We start from the raw sequence: 16,266 nt of genomic DNA, 5'->3' as shown, positions 1-16,266 counted from the left end.
CTACCACCCACCCTTCCGCTACCCGCGACAGGCCCCTGACCTGCGCGGTAGCGGAGGTAGCGGAAGTAGCGGATCTCCCGGAAGAAACGGCACGCCATCCCGTATCAGGAGATCGCTGTGAGCCTCACCCTGGGCAACCCCACCCCCGAAGCCCTCACCGTGCCCGAGGTCATGACCGCCCTGCGGCTGGGCCGGTCCAAGGTCTACGACCTCATCCGCTCCGGGCAGCTCCGGAGCTTCACCATCGGCCGGGCCCGCCGCGTTCCGGCCGACGCGCTCACCCAGTACATCCGCAAGCAGACCGGAGACGACGCCTGATGGCCAAGCGCCGCCCCAACGGGGCAGGGACGATCACCAAGCGCAAGGACGGCCGTTACCAGGGCGCCGCCTACGTCACCACCACGGACGGACTCCGCGAACGAGTTTTCCGCTACGGCCACTCGTGGGACGAGGTGGCTGAGAAGCTGGCCAAGCTTCAGGAGCAGGAGCGGAACGGCGTGCCCGTGCCCTCCCGGGCCTGGACCGTCGGGGAGTGGCTGACGTACTGGCTCGCCCAGATCGTGCAGCCGTCCACCGAGCACAACACCTACGCCAAGTACGAGGGCAAGGTCAGGCTCTACCTGATCCCGCACCTGGGGAAAAAGTCGCTGCCCCGGCTCTCCCCGGCTCAGGTGCGGGAGGCCATGGCCCGTATGAAGAAGGACGGCGTGCCCGCGCCGACGCGCGCCGAGTCGCTGCGCGTGCTGCGGAACGCGCTCAACCGCGCCCGCCGCGAGGAACTGGTGACGCGGAACGTCGCCGAGCTGGTGGACATGCCGACCGTGGACACCAAGGAGCGGAAGCCGTGGTCCGCCAAGGAGGCGATCACCTTCCTCGGCACGGCCCGCGAACACCGCCTCTACGCAGCCTTCGTCGTCCTGCTGACGCTGGGCCTCCGGCGCGGCGAACTACTGGGCATGCGCTGGTCGGACATCGACTTCGACAACGAGCAGGCCACCCCCACCCGCCAGGTGCAGCGGGAGAAGGGCGAGCTGGTCGTCAAGAAGCTCAAGACCGACTCCTCGAACGCCGCGCTCCCCCTGCCGGCCTTCGTCGCCGAGGCACTGCGCGAGCGGCAGCGCGTGCAGTGCGAGGAGAAGGCGAAGGCCGGTTCGCACTGGCATCAGGAGCCGGGGGAGGACCTGATCTTCACCGAGCGGCACGGCGGGCCGATCGAGCCCCGTGGCTTCAGCCGCACATTCGACACTCTGGTGCACCGGGTGGCAGAGCAGCAAAGGAAGGAACGCGCCGAGCGCCCGCATCAGGTCGACAGCCCCGAGCCGCTGCGCCGGATCACCGTACGGCTCGCCCGGCACACCTGCGGAACGCTGCTCGCCTTCCTGAAGGTCCACCCGAAGTCGGCACAGGCGATCCTCCGGCACAGCCAGATCAGCATGACGATGGACATCTACACACACGTGGTGGATGACGACCAGCGGGCCGCCGCCCAGCTTCTCGCCGACCTGCTGAGGGGGCCCGAGCAGGGCGGCTGATGTCAGCCGTGGATGTCAAACGGCCCTGGTCAGAGATGACCAGGGCCGTTTCCGCAGGTGGGGCTAACAGGACTTGAACCTGTGGCCTCATCCTTATCAGGGATGCGCTCTAACCATCTGAGCTATAGCCCCGCGCGGATGAAAGGCTAGCGCATGCCGGGCCCGCTGCCCAAATCGGTTCGGTGCCGCCCGGCTCCACGCCGGGCGGCCCGCTACTCGTCCTCCGCCAGGGTCACTTCGATGCCGCCGACGAAGCCCGCGGACAGGTTGTAGATGAACGCGCCGAGCGTCGCCAGCGCGGTCGCGAGCACCACGTCGATCACGGCGATCACAGATGTGAACAGCATGACCCGGGACAGCGACAGGAAGCCGACGAGGTCGAAGCCGCTCTCGGTGTCCGTCTCCGTCGCCTCGCTGATGGTGTCGCCGATGGTCGTGAAGACGCCCATCCCGTCCATCACCATCCACAGCAGGCTCACCGCGATGACCGTGCAGATGCCCAGGGCGATCGACAGCAGGAAGCTGACCTTCATCACCGACCAGGGATCGGCCTTGGCGACCCTCAGCCGGGCCTTGCGCGTCCGCGGGACCGTACGGGCACCCGTACGCGCCACGCGCTGCGCCTGGCCGCCCTGGCCCTGCTGGGGGCCCACGGTCGGCGCGCCGCCGGGCGGCGACGGGTAGGCCTGCGGCGGGTGGTAGCCGCCCTGGCCCTGCCCTTGGCCCTGCGAGTACGAGTCCGTGGGTCTGGCGCTGGTCATCGTGGTCCCCCCACGGGTCGCTTTACGGGATTTGGCCCTGGCGCGGGTGCCCCCGGAGCTCTCGCCACGGGCGCCGCCGCCCGGTGGGACGCCCGGTGGGCCCGGTGGAATGCGCGGGGTCCCGTCGTTCCCCGCGCGGCCCCCGGAGGCGCCCGTGGCTTCACTCACGCGTTACTCCTCAGTGTCCTCTGTGTCCTGACCGGCCCGCCCGTTACCGGCCGGGCTGTCGGTGCTGTCGATGCTGTCGGTGTCCGGCGCGTCCTGGGTGCCGCCGGTGGTGTCCGCCGCGCCGGTCTCGGCCTCGTCGTCCGCGGCCTCGTCGTCCGCGGCCTCGACCTCCTCGGCCTCGCGGCCGGCCTCGGCGTTGCGGGCGATGCCGACCACGGCGTCCCGCTTCCCCAAGTTGATCAGCTGGACGCCCATGGTGTCACGGCCGGTTTCCCGCACCTCGCTGACCCGCGTACGGATCACTCCGCCGCCGAGCGTGATGGCCAGGATCTCGTCGGTGACCTCCACCACGAGCGCGCCGACCAGCGAGCCGCGGTCCTCGACGATCTTGGCGGCCTTGATGCCGAGGCCGCCACGCCCCTGGACCCGGTACTCGTCGACCGGTGTGCGCTTCGCGTACCCGCCGTCGGTCGCGGTGAACACATAGGTCCCGGCGCGCACGACGTTCATGGACAGCAGCTCGTCGCCCTCGCGGAAGCTCATGCCCTTGACGCCCGACGTCGCCCGGCCCATGGGACGCAGTGTGTCATCCGTGGCCGTGAAACGGATCGACTGAGCCTTCTTGCTGATCAGCAGGAGATCGTCGTCGGGCGAGACCAGCTCGGCTCCGATCAGTTCGTCGTCGCGGCCGTCCGCCATCTCGCGCAGGTTGATGGCGATGACGCCGCCGGACCGCGGCGAGTCGTAGTCCTTGAGCACCGTCTTCTTCACCAGCCCGGACTTCGTGGCCAGCACCAGGTACGGCGCCGCCTCGTAGTCCCGCACGGCGAGGATCTCGGCGATCCGCTCGTCCGGCTGGAAGGCCAGCAGGTTCGCCACGTGCTGCCCGCGCGCGTCCCGCCCGGCGTCCGGCAGCTCGTACGCCTTGGCCCGGTAGACGCGGCCCTTGTTCGTGAAGAACAGCAGCCAGTGGTGCGTGGTCGAGACGAAGAAGTGGTCGACGATGTCGTCCTCGCGCAGCTTCGTGCCGCGCACGCCCTTGCCGCCGCGCTTCTGCGCCCGGTAGTCGTCGGTCTTGGTCCGCTTGACGTAGCCGCCCCGCGTGATCGTGACGACGATGTCCTCCTCGGCGATCAGGTCCTCCATGGACATGTCGCCCTCGAAGGGGATCAGCGCCGTACGCCGGTCCTCGCCGAACTTGTCGACGATCGCGGCCAGCTCCTCCGAGATGATCTGCCGCTGGCGCTCCGGCGAGGCGAGGATCGCGTTGTACTCGCGGATCTTCTGCTCCAGCTCGTCGTGCTCGGCGACGATCTTCTGCCGCTCCAGGGCGGCCAGGCGGCGCAGCTGCATCTCCAGGATCGCGTTCGCCTGGATCTCGTCGATCGACAGCAGCCCCATCAGGCCCTGCCGGGCGACGTCCACCGTGTCGCTGCGCCGGATGAGCGCGATGACCTCGTCGATCGCGTCCAGCGCGGCGAGCAGGCCGCGCAGGATGTGGGCGCGCTCCTCGGCCTTGCGCAGCCGGTAGCGGGTGCGGCGGACGATGACGTCCACCTGGTGGGCCACCCAGTTGCGGATGAACGCGTCGAGCGACAGGGTGCGCGGCACGCCGTCCACGAGGGCCAGCATGTTGGCGCCGAAGTTGCTCTGCAGGTCGGTGTGCTTGTACAGGTTGTTCAGCACGACCTTGGCGACCGCGTCGCGCTTCAGCACGATCACGAGCCGCTGACCGGTCCGCGAGGACGTCTCGTCGCGCACGTCGGCGATGCCGCTGACCCGGCCGTCCTTGACCAGCTCGGCGATCTTCTGCGCGAGGTTGTCCGGGTTCGTCTGGTAGGGCAGCTCGGTGACGACCAGGCACTGGCGGCCCTGGATCTCCTCCACCTCGACGACCGCCCGCATGGTGATCGAGCCGCGGCCCGTGCGGTACGCCTCCTCGATCCCGCTGCGGCCGACGATCAGCGCGCCGGTCGGGAAGTCGGGCCCCTTGATGCGCTCGACCAGCGCGTCGAGCAGCTCCTCCGACGTCGCGTCCGGGTGCTCCAGGCACCACTGGGCGCCGGCGGCGACCTCGCGGAGGTTGTGCGGCGGGATGTTGGTGGCCATGCCGACCGCGATGCCCGCCGAGCCGTTGATCAGCAGGTTGGGGATGCGGGCGGGGAGGACGGTGGGTTCCTTGTTGCGCCCGTCGTAGTTGTCCTGGAAGTCGACGGTCTCCTCGTCGATGTCCCGGAGCATCTCCATCGCCAGCGGCGCCATGCGGCACTCGGTGTACCGCATGGCGGCGGCCGGGTCGTTGCCCGGCGAGCCGAAGTTGCCGTTCGAGTCGACGAGCGGCATGCGCATGGCCCAGGGCTGGGCGAGGCGCACGAGGGCGTCGTAGATGGACGTGTCACCGTGCGGGTGGTACGTGCCCATCACGTCGCCGACGACGCGGGCGCACTTGTAGTAGCCGCGCTCGGGGCGGTAGCCGCCGTCGTACATCGCGTACAGCACGCGGCGGTGCACCGGCTTGAGGCCGTCGCGCACGTCGGGCAGCGCACGCGAGACGATGACGCTCATCGCGTAGTCGAGGTACGAGCGCTGCATCTCGGTTTCCAGCGTCACCGGCTGGATGCGCAGAGCGCCCGGGTCCCCGGCGGGCGGGGTGACGGTGGGCGGGGTGTCCTCGGCCATCTGGGGTCCGATTCCTTTCGGGCTGCTGTGGGGAAGGCGGTCCTGCTCAGATGTCCAGGAAGCGGACGTCCTTGGCGTTGCGCTGGATGAACGAGCGCCTGGCCTCCACGTCCTCGCCCATCAGGATCGAGAACAGGTCGTCGGCCGAGGCGGCGTCGTCCAGCGTGACCTGGCGCAGCACGCGGTGGGCCTGGTCCATGGTGGTCACCCGCAGCTCCTCGGCGTTCATCTCGCCGAGGCCCTTGAAGCGCTGGATCGAGTCCTCGCGGATGCGCTTGCCGCGCTCACGGCCGAGCTGGATCAGGCTGTCCCGTTCGCGGTCGGAGTAGGCGTACTCCCACTCCTCCCGGCCCCACTTGATCTTGTAGAGGGGAGGCTGCGAGAGGAACACGTGCCCGGCCTCCACCAGCGGGCGCATGAAGCGGAAGAGCAGGGTCAGCAGCAGGGTGTTGATGTGCTGGCCGTCGACGTCGGCGTCCGCCATCAGGATGATCTTGTGATAGCGGAGCTTCGCGATGTCGAAGTCCTCGTGGATGCCGGTGCCGAAGGCGGAGATCAGCGCCTGGACCTCGGTGTTCTGCAGGACGCGGTCGATGCGGGCCTTCTCGACGTTCAGGATCTTGCCGCGGATGGGCAGGATGGCCTGGTACTGCGGGTCGCGGCCCGCCTTGGCGCTGCCGCCGGCGGAGTCGCCCTCGACGATGAAGATCTCGCAGCGGGCGGCGTCGTTCGACTGGCAGTCGCTGAGCTTGCCGGGCAGCGACGCCGTCTCCAGCAGGCCCTTGCGGCGGGTGAGGTCGCGGGCTTTGCGGGCGGCGACGCGGGCGGTGGCCGCCTGGACGCTCTTGCGGATGATGTCCGCGGCCTCGGACGGGTTGCGGTCGAGCCAGTCGGCGAAGTGCTCGTTGACGATCTTCTGGACGAAGGTCTTGGCCTCGGTGTTGCCCAGCTTGGTCTTGGTCTGGCCCTCGAACTGGGGCTCGCCGAGCTTGACCGAGATGATCGCCGTCAGGCCCTCGCGGATGTCCTCGCCGGTGAGGTTGTCGTCCTTCTCGCGCAGCAGCTTCTTGTCGCGCGCGTACCGGTTCACGAGGCCGGTGAGCGCGGCGCGGAAGCCCTCCTCGTGGGTGCCGCCCTCGTGGGTGTGGATCGTGTTGGCGAAGCTGTAGACGCCCTCGGTGTACTGGCTGTTCCACTGCATCGCGATCTCGACGGAGATCTTGCGCTCGGTGTCCTCGGCGGCGATCTCGATCACGGAGGGGTGGATCATCTCGCCCTTGCGCGAGTTCAGGTGGCGCACGAAGTCGGCGATGCCGCCCTCGTAGTGGTACCTGACGGTGCGCGGCTCGTCCTTGCCGTCGCCGTCCGCCGAGTCGGCGCCCGCGGTCTGCTTGGCCGCCTCGCGCTCGTCGGTCAGGGTGATGGTGAGGCCGCGGTTGAGGAACGCCATCTCCTGGAAGCGCCGCGACAGGGTCTCGAAGGAGTAGACCGTCGTCTCGAAGATGTCGCCGTCGGCCCAGAAGGTGACGGTGGTGCCCGTCTCGGCGGTCTCCTCGTTCCGCTTCAGAGGCGCGGTCGGGACGCCCAGCGCGTAGTCCTGTGTCCAGCGGTAGCCGTCGGTGCGCACCTCGACGGCGACGCGCTTCGACAGCGCGTTCACCACGGAGACGCCGACGCCGTGCAGACCGCCGGAGACCGCGTAGCCGCCGCCGCCGAACTTGCCGCCCGCGTGCAGGACCGTGAGGACGACCTCGACGGCGGGCTTGCCCTCGGACGGAACCACGCCCACCGGGATGCCGCGGCCGTTGTCCACGACGCGGACGCCGCCGTCCGCGAGCAGGGTCACGTCGATCGTGTCGGCGTGGCCGGCGAGGGCCTCGTCCACCGAGTTGTCCACGACCTCGTAGACCAGGTGATGCAGACCACGCTCGCCGGTCGAGCCGATGTACATGCCCGGTCGCATCCGGACGGCGTCGAGCCCCTCCAGGACCGTGATCGCACTGGCGTCGTAGGAGGAACCGTCCGCGGGCTCGCCGGGGGTCGGTGTGGTGGGGGTGGCATCGCCGGAATCGGCCACGAAGCGCCCTTTCTGGCACAGCACGAGCCGGCTCCGGCTCATCGGAGCGGCTGTGGCGTTCGACATGGTCCGCAACGGGGCGGGTCGGTCCAGTCTACCGGTAGCGCCAACCGTAGTGGCTGTTTCCGGGGCCCTCAGTCCGCATGTGCCGCCCTGAACCGGCATGCGATGACTCCCCATATACGGGCCCCGCCCCAGATCCGCTCACGGCGGCGCTCAGCGCTTCCGCCTGTCAACGATCTGCGAACGTGACCGGCATCACTTCCGCACCGCCCCGCAGCCGGTCAGCCATAGGTGTCCCCGGGCCCCCGGCTCCCCGGCGCGCGCAGCCGCCCCGGCGTGCGCGCGGGCCCCGCGGGCCCCAGGACCTTGATCGAACTGACGGTGCCCTGGCCCAGGTCCGCGTTCAGGCGGCGCAGGAGCTGGGGCGCGAGCAGCCGCAGCTGCGTCGCCCACGCCGTCGCGTCGCACCTGACGGTGAGGACGCGCGTCTCCTCGTCGTACCCCTCCGGCGCGCAGTGCTGCGCGATCTCGGGTCCGACCAGGTCGGGCCAGCGGCCGACGACGCCGCCCACCGCCAGCGGCATCTCCCAGCCGCGCTCGGTGGTCAGCCGCTCCACCGCGGCGCCGAGGGGGAGGGGATCGCGGGCGTCGGCGCGCGCCCCGGAGCGCAGGCCGCCCCGCCGCGCCTGCCTCCGCTGCTGCGTCATCGCGCCCCGCGCCCGCGCCTGTTCGCGCGCCGCGCGCAGGGCCACGCGCGCCAGGTCCACGCCGGACAGCTCGGGCGCCGCGCCCCGTTCCCCCGCGCCCCCGGCGGCGTCGCCGGGCGTGCGGTCCGGTCCCTCACTCACGCTCGACCCGCCCCTCGGCCACCGCGAAACGCGCCCCCACCAGCGCCGTCGGCACGTCCTGCGGCACCGCCGCCGTCACCAGCACCTGCTCGCCCGGCGCGACCAGCTCGGCCAGCCGCTCCCGGCGCCGCCCGTCCAGCTCGGCGAACACGTCGTCCAGCACCAGCACCGGCTCCGGCCCCTCGTCCCGCAGCAGCTCGAAGGACGCCAGCCGCAGCGCGAGGGCGAAGGACCACGACTCGCCGTGGCTCGCGTAGCCGCGGGCCGGGAAGTCGCCGAGCCGCAGCAGCAGGTCGTCCCGGTGCGGGCCGACGAGCGTCACACCCCGTTCGATCTCCTGCGGCCTGGCCTCGCCGAGCGCCGCGAGCAGCACCTCGTACAGCTCCTCGCGGGTCGTCGCGCCGGCCGCGGCGTCACCGGCCGAGGACCGGTAGTCGAGGACGACGGGGCCGCCGCCGGGCGCCAGCTCGTCGTACGCCTTGTCGGTCAGCGGGCGCAGGGCGGTGACGAGGTTCAGCCGCTGCGCGAGCAGCTCGGCGCCGGAGCGGGCGAGGTGCTGGTCCCACACGTCGAGGGTCGTCAGGTCGGCGCCCCGGCCGCCGTGGCGGCGCGCCATGGCGGCCGACTTCAGCAGGGTGTTGCGCTGCTTGAGGACCCGCTCGTAGTCGGCGCGCACGCCCGCAAGCCGTGGCGTACGCGCCATCACCAGCTCGTCGAGGAAGCGGCGGCGCTCCCCGGGGTCGCCCTTCACCAGGTGGAGGTCCTCGGGCGCGAACAGCACGGTGCGCACGACGCCGAGGATGTCGCGGGGGCGCACCTGCGTCGAGCGGTTGAGCCGCGCGCGGTTGGCGCGTCCCGGGTTCAGCTCCAGCTCGACCAGCTGCGAGCGCTCCCCCTCCGTCACGGCGGCGCGCACGACGGCCCGCTCCGCGCCCATGCGGACCAGGGGCGCGTCGGAGGAGACGCGGTGGCTGGCGAGCGTCGCGAGGTAGCCGACGGCCTCGACCAGGTTCGTCTTGCCCTGCCCGTTGGGCCCGATGAACGACGAGACCCCCGGGCCGAGTTCCACCTCGGCCCGGGGATAGGACCTGAAGTCCACCAGCGACAGGTGCGTCACATGCACGACGCCGCTACTTCGAGCTCTCCACCGCGTGGCCGCCGAACTGGTTGCGCAGCGCGGCGACCATCTTCATCTGCGGTGAGTCGTCCTGGCGCGAGCCGAACCGCGCGAACAGCGACGCGGTGATCGTCGGCAGCGGCACCGCGTTGTCGATCGCCGCCTCGACGGTCCAGCGGCCCTCGCCCGAGTCGGCCGCGTAGCCGCGCAGCTGGGACAGGTGCTCGTCGTCGTCCAGCGCGCGGACCGCCAGGTCGAGCAGCCAGGACCGGATGACGGTGCCCTCCTGCCAGGACCGGAAGACCTCGCGGACGTCGGTGACCTCGTCGGCCGCCTCCAGCAGCTCCCAGCCCTCGGCGAAGGCCTGCATCATCGCGTACTCGATGCCGTTGTGGACCATCTTCGCGAAGTGGCCCGCGCCGACCTTCCCGGCGTGCACCGAGCCGAACTCGCCCTCGGGCTTGAGGGCGTCGAAGATCGGCTGGACCTTCGCGACGTGCTCGGCGTCGCCGCCGTACATCAGCGCGTAGCCGTTCTGGATGCCCCAGACGCCGCCGGAGACGCCGCAGTCCACGAAGCCGATGCCCTTCGCGGCGAGCTGCTCCGCGTGCCTGGCGTCGTCGGTCCAGCGGGAGTTGCCGCCGTCCACGACGACGTCACCGGGCGACAGCAGGTCGCCGAGCTCGTCGACCGTGGACTGCGTGGCGGCACCGGCCGGGACCATCAGCCACACGACCCGGGGAGCTGCCAGCGCGTCCACCATCTCCCGCAGGCTGTGGACATCCGCGACATCCGCCTCGTGGGCGTACCCCACGACGGTGTGGCCGGCCTGGCGGATGCGCTCGCGCATGTTCCCGCCCATCTTGCCGAGGCCGACGAGACCGAGCTCCATCAGGACTCCTTCATAGCGTTGCGAACCGGTCCCGAGCCTACTTCGGGCCCCGTGCGCACAGCTGTCCGGCCGGGCCGCTCACCTGCTCGCCCGCCCCGGCGCGGACGGCACCGCTCAGCCGCTCAGCCGCACCGGCATGATCAGGTACTTGTACGCCTCGTCCGCCTCGGCGTCGGCGGCCGGCTTGCCGCTGAGCAGCGCGGGCTTCGTCGAGGTGGTGAACGCCAGCTGGGCCACCGGGGAGTCGATCGCGCTCAGCCCCTCCAGCAGGAACGCCGGGTTGAAGGCGATCGAGATGTCGTCGCCCTCCAGGTCCGAGTCCACGCGCTCCACAGCCTGTGCGTCGTCGCTCGACCCCGCCTCCAGGATCAGCACGCCCTGCTCGAAGCTGAGGCGCACCGGGGTGTTCCGCTCGGCGACCAGGGCGACGCGCTTGACGGCCTCGACGAACGGCGCGGTCTCGATCACGGCGACCGAGTTGAACTCGGTGGGGAACAGCGTCCGGTACTTGGGGAGGTCGCCCTCCAGCAGCCGCGTCGTCGTACGGCGGCCCGCGCCCTCGAAGCCGATCAGCCCCTCGCCCGCACCGGCGCCCGCGAGCGCCAGGGAGACCGTGTCGCCGCCGCTGAGCGACTTCGCCGTGTCGAGCAGCGTCTTGGCGGGCACCAGGGCCACCGCGGAGATGTCGGCCGTCTCCGGCTTCCACAGGAACTCGCGGACGGCGAACCGGTAGCGGTCGGTCGAGGCGAGCGTCACGCGGTCGCCCTCGATCTCGATGCGCACGCCGGTGAGCACCGGCAGCGTGTCGTCGCGGCCCGCGGCGATGGCGACCTGCCCGACGGCGGACGCGAAGACGTCGGCCGGGACGGTGCCTGTCGCGGTCGGCATCTGCGGCAGCGCCGGGTACTCCTCCACAGGCAGGGTGTGGAGTGTGAATCGCGAGGAGCCGCACACGACGGTCACGCGCACGCCGTCCGAGGAGATCTCCACGGGGCGGTTCGGCAGGGCGCGGCAGATGTCGGCGAGGAGGCGCCCGGAGACCAGGACCGTCCCCTCGTCCTCGACGTCCACCTCGACCGAGACGCGCGCCGAGACCTCGTAGTCGAAGCCCGACAGGCTCAGCGTCCCCTCACCGGCCTTCAGCAGCAGTCCGGCGAGCACCGGCACGGGGGGCCGGGCCGGCAGGCTGCGGGCGGCCCAGGCCACCGCCTCCGCGAGCACATCGCGTTCCACCCGGATCTTCACTTCAGCCGCCTCCCGCTGTCGCTGGCTGCTCGCCTGCTGCTGTCTACGAGGCACCAGTCTGGCGCACGGCACTGACACTAGGCGCTTCCGCGAGTCAAATCGAAGTCCGGTGGGTAGGGGCTCCCCGGGCCGAGTTGTGCACAGCCCCCGCTTTCAAACGAATCCACGGGCTTATATCCGTAGTCGTAGTAGTAGGGCCTGTGGAAACCGTGGAAAACCCCGTTGTGCCTGGTCAGGCGCCGTTTTTTATGCACAGGGCCTGTGGGTGGACCGGTGGACGAACAGGGGGCTCCTGTGGACAGCCGGCCGTCGTCCACAGCGCGTCCACAGCGAGGGCGTGGTTCTCAACAGCTCTGTCCCCAGGTTTCGGCGACTTCCCCACAGGCTTCCGTGGATCGCCGTGTGAGCTGATTCACTCGCCACGGTGAGGGCGCGCGTCAGGTTGCCGAACAGTGGACAGACCTGTGGATGACCTGCGATTTCCTGTGCACAACCGCCCTCAGCCTGTGGGCGGCCGGTGGACAACTTCTCCGGGCCGCTCGCCGCGTCCGCTCCGTCCACAGTCTGTGGATCATCGTTTCCCACATATCCACACCCCCCTGAGCTGGGAGGACGCCGATCCGTCCGGAAGGCTGTGGACGCAGGTCTGGATAACTTCCCCACCTCACAGGGTGTGGACGGGGAAAACCCGCCCTTCCTGTGGAGAACTCCGGTTCCCGGCACGGTAATCGAACGGCGCCCCTCGCGTCGCGCGCGCCCCGCGCCGGCGTGTGGCGCCGTCCGGTGGTGTCGGGCGGCGTGCGAGGAGGCGGCGCGGGGCGGCGAGGGCTCTCCACAGGCGGTGGACAAGCGCGGGAAGGCCCCCGCGTCCCTGGGGGAGCCGCGGGGGCCTGGAGGCGGGCGCGGGGGCGTGCCCGGCGCCGTCAGCCGTTCTTGATGCGGTTGGTCAGTTCGGTGACCTGGTTGTAGATCGAGCGCCGCTCGGCCATCAGGGCGCGGATCTTGCGGTCGGCGTGCATGACCGTCGTGTGGTCCCTGCCGCCGAAGTGCTGGCCGATCTTCGGCAGCGACAGGTCCGTCAGCTCACGGCACAGGTACATGGCGATCTGGCGCGCCGTCACAAGGATGCGGCTGCGCGACGACCCCGCGAGGTCGTCCACCGTCAGCCCGAAGTAGTCCGCGACCGCCGAGGAGATCGCGTCGGCCGTGATCTCCGGGGTGGCGTGCTCGCCGCCGGGGATGAGGTCCTTGAGGACGATCTCGGTCAGCCCCAGGTCGACGGGCTGCCGGTTCAGGCTCGCGAAGGCCGTGACGCGGATCAGCGCGCCCTCCAGCTCCCGGATGTTCCGCGAGATGCGCGAGGCGATGAACTCCAGCACCTCGGGCGGCGCGTTCAGCTGCTCCTGCACCGCCTTCTTGCGGAGGATCGCGATCCTCGTCTCCAGCTCGGGCGGCTGGACGTCGGTGATCAGGCCCCACTCGAAGCGGTTGCGCAGCCGGTCCTCCAGCGTGATCAGCTGCTTGGGCGGCCGGTCGGAGGACAGCACGATCTGCTTGTTCGCGTTGTGCAGGGTGTTGAAGGTGTGGAAGAACTCCTCCTGCGTCGACTCCTTGCTCGCCAGGAACTGGACGTCGTCCACCAGCAGGATGTCCATGTCGCGGTAGCGCTTGCGGAACGCGTCCGCCTTGCCGTCGCGGATCGAGTTGATGAACTCGTTCGTGAACTCCTCCGAGCTCACGTAGCGCACCCGCGTGCCCGGGTAGAGGCTGCGGGCGTAGTGGCCGATCGCGTGGAGGAGGTGCGTCTTGCCGAGGCCGGACTCCCCGTAGATGAAGAGCGGGTTGTACGCCTTGGCCGGGGCCTCGGCCACCGCGACGGCCGCGGCGTGCGCGAAGCGGTTCGAGGCGCCGATGACGAAGGTGTCGAAGAGGTACTTCGGGTTCAGCCGCGCGGTCGGCTCGCCGGGTCCCGGGGGCGCGGAGGACTGCGCGGGCAGCGGGATCGTGCCGCCCGAGCCGTACTGCTCGTACGACGAGGGCTCGCGCCCGTAGGAGCCGTACTCCGAGTGCGGGACGTGGGAGCTGTGCGAGCCGTGCTGCTGCCAGCCGCCGGGGACGGCGCCGGGGCGCGGGGCCTGCGGATGGTCCGGGTACGCGGCGCGCACCACCGGCTGCCCGGAGTAGCCGCCGTCGCCGTACGGGTCGTGCCGGGGCGGCGGCGGGCCCTGCCGCTCGGCGGCGTGCCGCTCGCCGTGCGGCGACGCCCCCGGCTGCGGGCCGCGCGGCTCGGGCGGCGGGGCGGTGACGGTGATGGCCAGCCGGACGGGCTGGCCGCACTCGCGGCTCAGGACGTCCCCGAGGAGCGGCGCGAGCCGCCCTTCGAGCACACTCTTGGCGTACTCGTTCGAGACCCCGAGGAGCGCGGTGCCGGAGACGAGCGCGAGGGGCTGGCAGTCCTCGAGCCAGCGGTGGTCCTTGGCCTCCAGGCGCTGCGTGTCGGCGAGCATGGCCGTCAGCGCGCGTGGCCAGACCGCGGCAAGATCTGCTGGTAGGTCAGCCACGGGGCACGCTCTCTCACTCGCAGGGGTGGCGCTGGCGTCGTCGGGCGCCCGAGGGTGTGACTCCGGGGCGGTCGGGAAATGATCCCGAGTTCAGCCACGGTAGTCAGCGCGGCACACGCACATCAAGTCATTGTCCACAGGCTGTGCACAACGCTGCGCCGTCCGGGTTTGACCTGTGGGACGCGTCGCGCGTACCGTTGCCAGGTCGAGCCATCGACAGCTGCTGCCGCATGCCTCCGAAGACCTGAGGTGGACAGCGGCCGACTCGGGCGTAGCGAGTTCCTCGTGGGCGCACGGTGACAGCTGTCGGCGGTCCACGTCCTTGTCCCGGCCTGCCTGTGCCGGACACCGAAGATCTTCTGGAGCCCCCGAGTGAGCAAGCGCACTTTCCAGCCGAACAACCGGCGCCGGGCCAAGACCCACGGCTTCCGGCTGCGGATGCGGACGCGGGCCGGCCGCGCCATCATCGCGAACCGCCGCAGCAAGGGCCGCGCCCGGCTCTCCGCCTGACCTGCCCGAACACAGGTCCATGCGGTGCTGCCCTCCGAGAACCGGCTGAGGCGGCGCGAGGACTTCGCGACGGCGATGCGCCGAGGGCGCAGGGCCGGACGCCCCCACCTCGTCGTCCATCTGAGCGGCGGTAGTGACCCGCACCCGGCACAGGAATCCCTTCCTGCGCCGCGTGCGGGTTTCGTCGTGAGCAAGGCCGTGGGCAACGCCGTGGTGCGTAACCTCGTCCAGCGTCGGCTGCGTCATCTGATGCGGGACAGGTTGACGCTGCTGCCCGCCGGTAGCCTGGTGGTCGTGCGGGCCCTGCCTGGCGCGGGCGATGTCGCGAGCGACCAGCTGGCCCGGGAGCTCGATGCCGCGCTGGAGCGGCTGCTGGGAGGGGTACGGACATGAAGTACCCGCTGCTGCTGCTGATCAAGCTGTACCAGTGGACCATCAGCCCGCTGCTCGGCCCGGTCTGTCGTTACTACCCGTCCTGCTCCCATTACGGGTACGGCGCGATCGACCGGCATGGTGCGGTGAAGGGGACGGCCCTGACGGCCTGGCGCATCCTGCGCTGCAACCCCTGGTCGCCCGGTGGAGTCGACCACGTTCCTCCCCGGAAGCGCCCGGTCTGGCATCGGCGCCTGCGCGACCGTCTGCGGCACCGGACACTTTCCCATGCCTCGCCCGGGGGTGCCCCCAACAATGCCCAAGGAGCCTGACCCGTGGACACGATCAATTCGATCCTCAGTCCTCTTTATATCGCTGTCTCATGGATCATCATCCGGTTCCACTCGCTGTACAGCCTGATCTTCGATGAGAACAGCGGCTGGGCCTGGGGTCTGTCGATCGTCTCCCTGGTGGTCGTGGTCCGCATCTGCCTGATCCCGCTCTTCGTGCGGCAGATCAAGTCCACGCGGAACATGCAGGCGCTCCAGCCGCAGATGAAGAAGATCCAGGAGCGCTACAAGAACGACCGGCAGCGGCAGTCCGAGGAGATGATGAAGCTGTACCGCGAGACGGGTACCAACCCGCTCGCGAGCTGCCTGCCGATCCTCGCGCAGTCCCCGTTCTTCATCGCCCTCTTCCAGACGCTGAGCCACATCGCGAACGACCAGACGGTCGGCGTGCTCACCGAGTCGCAGGTCACCAGCGCCCGGCAGGCCACGATCTTCGGCGCCCCCATCGCGAGCCGCTTCCTGGACGGCGCGAACGACGTCGCCCAGCTGGGTGCCTCGCTCGGCACGGTCCGCACCGTCACGATCATCATGATCGTCCTGATGTCGGCGTCGCAGTTCTTCACCCAGCGCCAGCTGATGACGAAGAACGTCGACCTCTCGGCGAAGACGCCGTTCATGAATCAGCAGAAGATGCTGATGTACGTCTTCCCCCTCATGTTCGCCGTCTTCGGCATCAACTTCCCGGTCGGCGTCCTCATCTACTGGCTGACGACGAACGTCTGGTCCATGGGCCAGCAGCTCTACGTGATCCAGCGCAACCCCACCCCGGGCAGCCTCGCCTTCGAGCAGCGCCAGGAGCGCCTGCGGAAGAAGGGCAAGCTCCAGGACCCGGCGGCCGAGGCCGAGGCGAAGAAGGCCGAGACCGAGCGCGCCCCCAGGACGCAGCCCAAGCGCCAGACGAAGGCCCGCCGCCAGGGTGCCGCCGGTGGCCAGCCGCCCAGGAACCAGGCGGGCCAGGCGAACCAGCCCAGGACCCCGCGTACGCCCGACGCGCCGCGCCTGGAGAAGTCCACGGACCAGCCCGCCGAGGGCCGGGACCAGGGCGCGGAGCAGGGGCAGCGGCAGGCCAGGAAGCAGCAGCCGGCCAAGAAGTCTCCCCAGGGCAAGAACAAGTCGTCCGCGAAGAGCAAGAAGTAAGAAGGAGCGTCCCC

The 16,266-nt window shown here is 70.4% G+C and carries 14 protein-coding genes and 1 tRNA gene; 6 read left to right on the top strand and 9 right to left on the bottom strand.

Annotated elements, in window-relative coordinates; genetic code table 11:
• Nucleotides 1–129: 129 nt before the first annotated feature.
• Nucleotides 130–318, top strand: coding sequence for a helix-turn-helix domain-containing protein (locus ACIBPC_RS09040; RefSeq protein WP_398843020.1), 189 nt, complete (start codon nt 130–132; stop codon nt 316–318).
• Nucleotides 318–1,532: a tyrosine-type recombinase/integrase gene (locus tag ACIBPC_RS09035; protein ID WP_398842307.1), complete on the top strand. Its 1,215-nt coding sequence runs from the start codon at nt 318–320 to the stop codon at nt 1,530–1,532. The genes ACIBPC_RS09040 and ACIBPC_RS09035 overlap by 1 nt, the downstream gene beginning before the upstream one ends.
• A 58-nt stretch (nt 1,533–1,590) precedes the next feature.
• Here the strand turns inward: ACIBPC_RS09035 and ACIBPC_RS09030 are convergent.
• From ACIBPC_RS09030 to dnaA, 9 genes are all read right to left on the bottom strand, one after another.
• A tRNA-Ile gene (locus ACIBPC_RS09030) sits at nt 1,591–1,664 on the bottom strand.
• Nucleotides 1,665–1,744: 80 nt separating this feature from the next.
• A complete protein-coding gene (locus ACIBPC_RS09025; protein WP_362968336.1) occupies nt 1,745–2,293 on the bottom strand; it encodes a DUF3566 domain-containing protein in 549 nt (182 codons plus the stop codon).
• Nucleotides 2,294–2,464: 171 nt separating this feature from the next.
• Nucleotides 2,465–5,140 carry a DNA gyrase subunit A gene (gene gyrA / locus ACIBPC_RS09020; protein WP_398842305.1) on the bottom strand — a complete coding sequence of 892 codons (2,676 nt, stop codon included), beginning with the start codon at nt 5,138–5,140 and terminating at the stop codon, nt 2,465–2,467.
• 46 nt (nt 5,141–5,186) lie between these two features.
• Nucleotides 5,187–7,259, bottom strand: coding sequence for a DNA topoisomerase (ATP-hydrolyzing) subunit B (gyrB, locus tag ACIBPC_RS09015; RefSeq protein WP_398842304.1), 2,073 nt, complete (start codon nt 7,257–7,259; stop codon nt 5,187–5,189).
• A 242-nt stretch (nt 7,260–7,501) separates the two neighbouring features.
• A complete protein-coding gene (locus ACIBPC_RS09010; RefSeq protein ID WP_398842303.1) occupies nt 7,502–8,068 on the bottom strand; it encodes a DUF721 domain-containing protein in 567 nt (188 codons plus the stop codon).
• Nucleotides 8,061–9,191, bottom strand: coding sequence for a DNA replication/repair protein RecF (gene recF, locus ACIBPC_RS09005; protein WP_398842301.1), 1,131 nt, complete (start codon nt 9,189–9,191; stop codon nt 8,061–8,063). The genes ACIBPC_RS09010 and recF overlap by 8 nt, the downstream gene beginning before the upstream one ends.
• Nucleotides 9,192–9,198: 7 nt before the next feature.
• Nucleotides 9,199–10,077, bottom strand: a complete 879-nt coding sequence (gene gnd / locus ACIBPC_RS09000) for a phosphogluconate dehydrogenase (NAD(+)-dependent, decarboxylating) (protein WP_398842300.1) — start codon at nt 10,075–10,077, stop codon at nt 9,199–9,201.
• Between the two features lie 114 nt (nt 10,078–10,191).
• The gene (gene dnaN / locus ACIBPC_RS08995) at nt 10,192–11,322 is read right to left on the bottom strand and encodes a DNA polymerase III subunit beta (RefSeq protein ID WP_362956518.1); all 1,131 of its coding nucleotides are present in this window, start codon (nt 11,320–11,322) and stop codon (nt 10,192–10,194) included.
• 923 nt (nt 11,323–12,245) lie between these two features.
• Entirely contained in the window at nt 12,246–13,883 is a 1,638-nt protein-coding gene (dnaA, locus tag ACIBPC_RS08990; protein WP_398842298.1) for a chromosomal replication initiator protein DnaA, read from the bottom strand.
• A 372-nt stretch (nt 13,884–14,255) separates the two neighbouring features.
• Between dnaA and rpmH the strand changes: the two genes are divergently transcribed.
• From rpmH to yidC, 4 genes are read left to right on the top strand one after another with little or no spacing between them, the layout of a single operon-like run.
• Nucleotides 14,256–14,393: a 50S ribosomal protein L34 gene (gene rpmH / locus ACIBPC_RS08985; protein ID WP_016472057.1), complete on the top strand. Its 138-nt coding sequence runs from the start codon at nt 14,256–14,258 to the stop codon at nt 14,391–14,393.
• 24 nt (nt 14,394–14,417) lie between these two features.
• Complete coding sequence (gene rnpA / locus ACIBPC_RS08980; protein ID WP_362956525.1) at nt 14,418–14,786, top strand: ribonuclease P protein component; 369 nt, start codon at nt 14,418–14,420, stop codon at nt 14,784–14,786.
• Complete coding sequence (yidD, locus tag ACIBPC_RS08975; RefSeq protein WP_362956528.1) at nt 14,783–15,097, top strand: membrane protein insertion efficiency factor YidD; 315 nt, start codon at nt 14,783–14,785, stop codon at nt 15,095–15,097. Before rnpA ends, yidD begins: the two co-directional genes overlap by 4 nt.
• 12 nt (nt 15,098–15,109) lie before the next feature.
• Nucleotides 15,110–16,252 carry a membrane protein insertase YidC gene (gene yidC, locus ACIBPC_RS08970; RefSeq protein WP_398843018.1) on the top strand — a complete coding sequence of 381 codons (1,143 nt, stop codon included), beginning with the start codon at nt 15,110–15,112 and terminating at the stop codon, nt 16,250–16,252.
• Nucleotides 16,253–16,266: the final 14 nt, after the last annotated feature.

This window comes from Streptomyces sp. NPDC049879 (assembly GCF_044461265.1).
Taxonomy (GTDB): Bacteria; Actinomycetota; Actinomycetes; order Streptomycetales; family Streptomycetaceae; genus Streptomyces.
The sequence above is the reverse complement of the archived record's forward strand: the minus strand, read 5'-3'. Positions and strand labels throughout refer to the sequence as shown.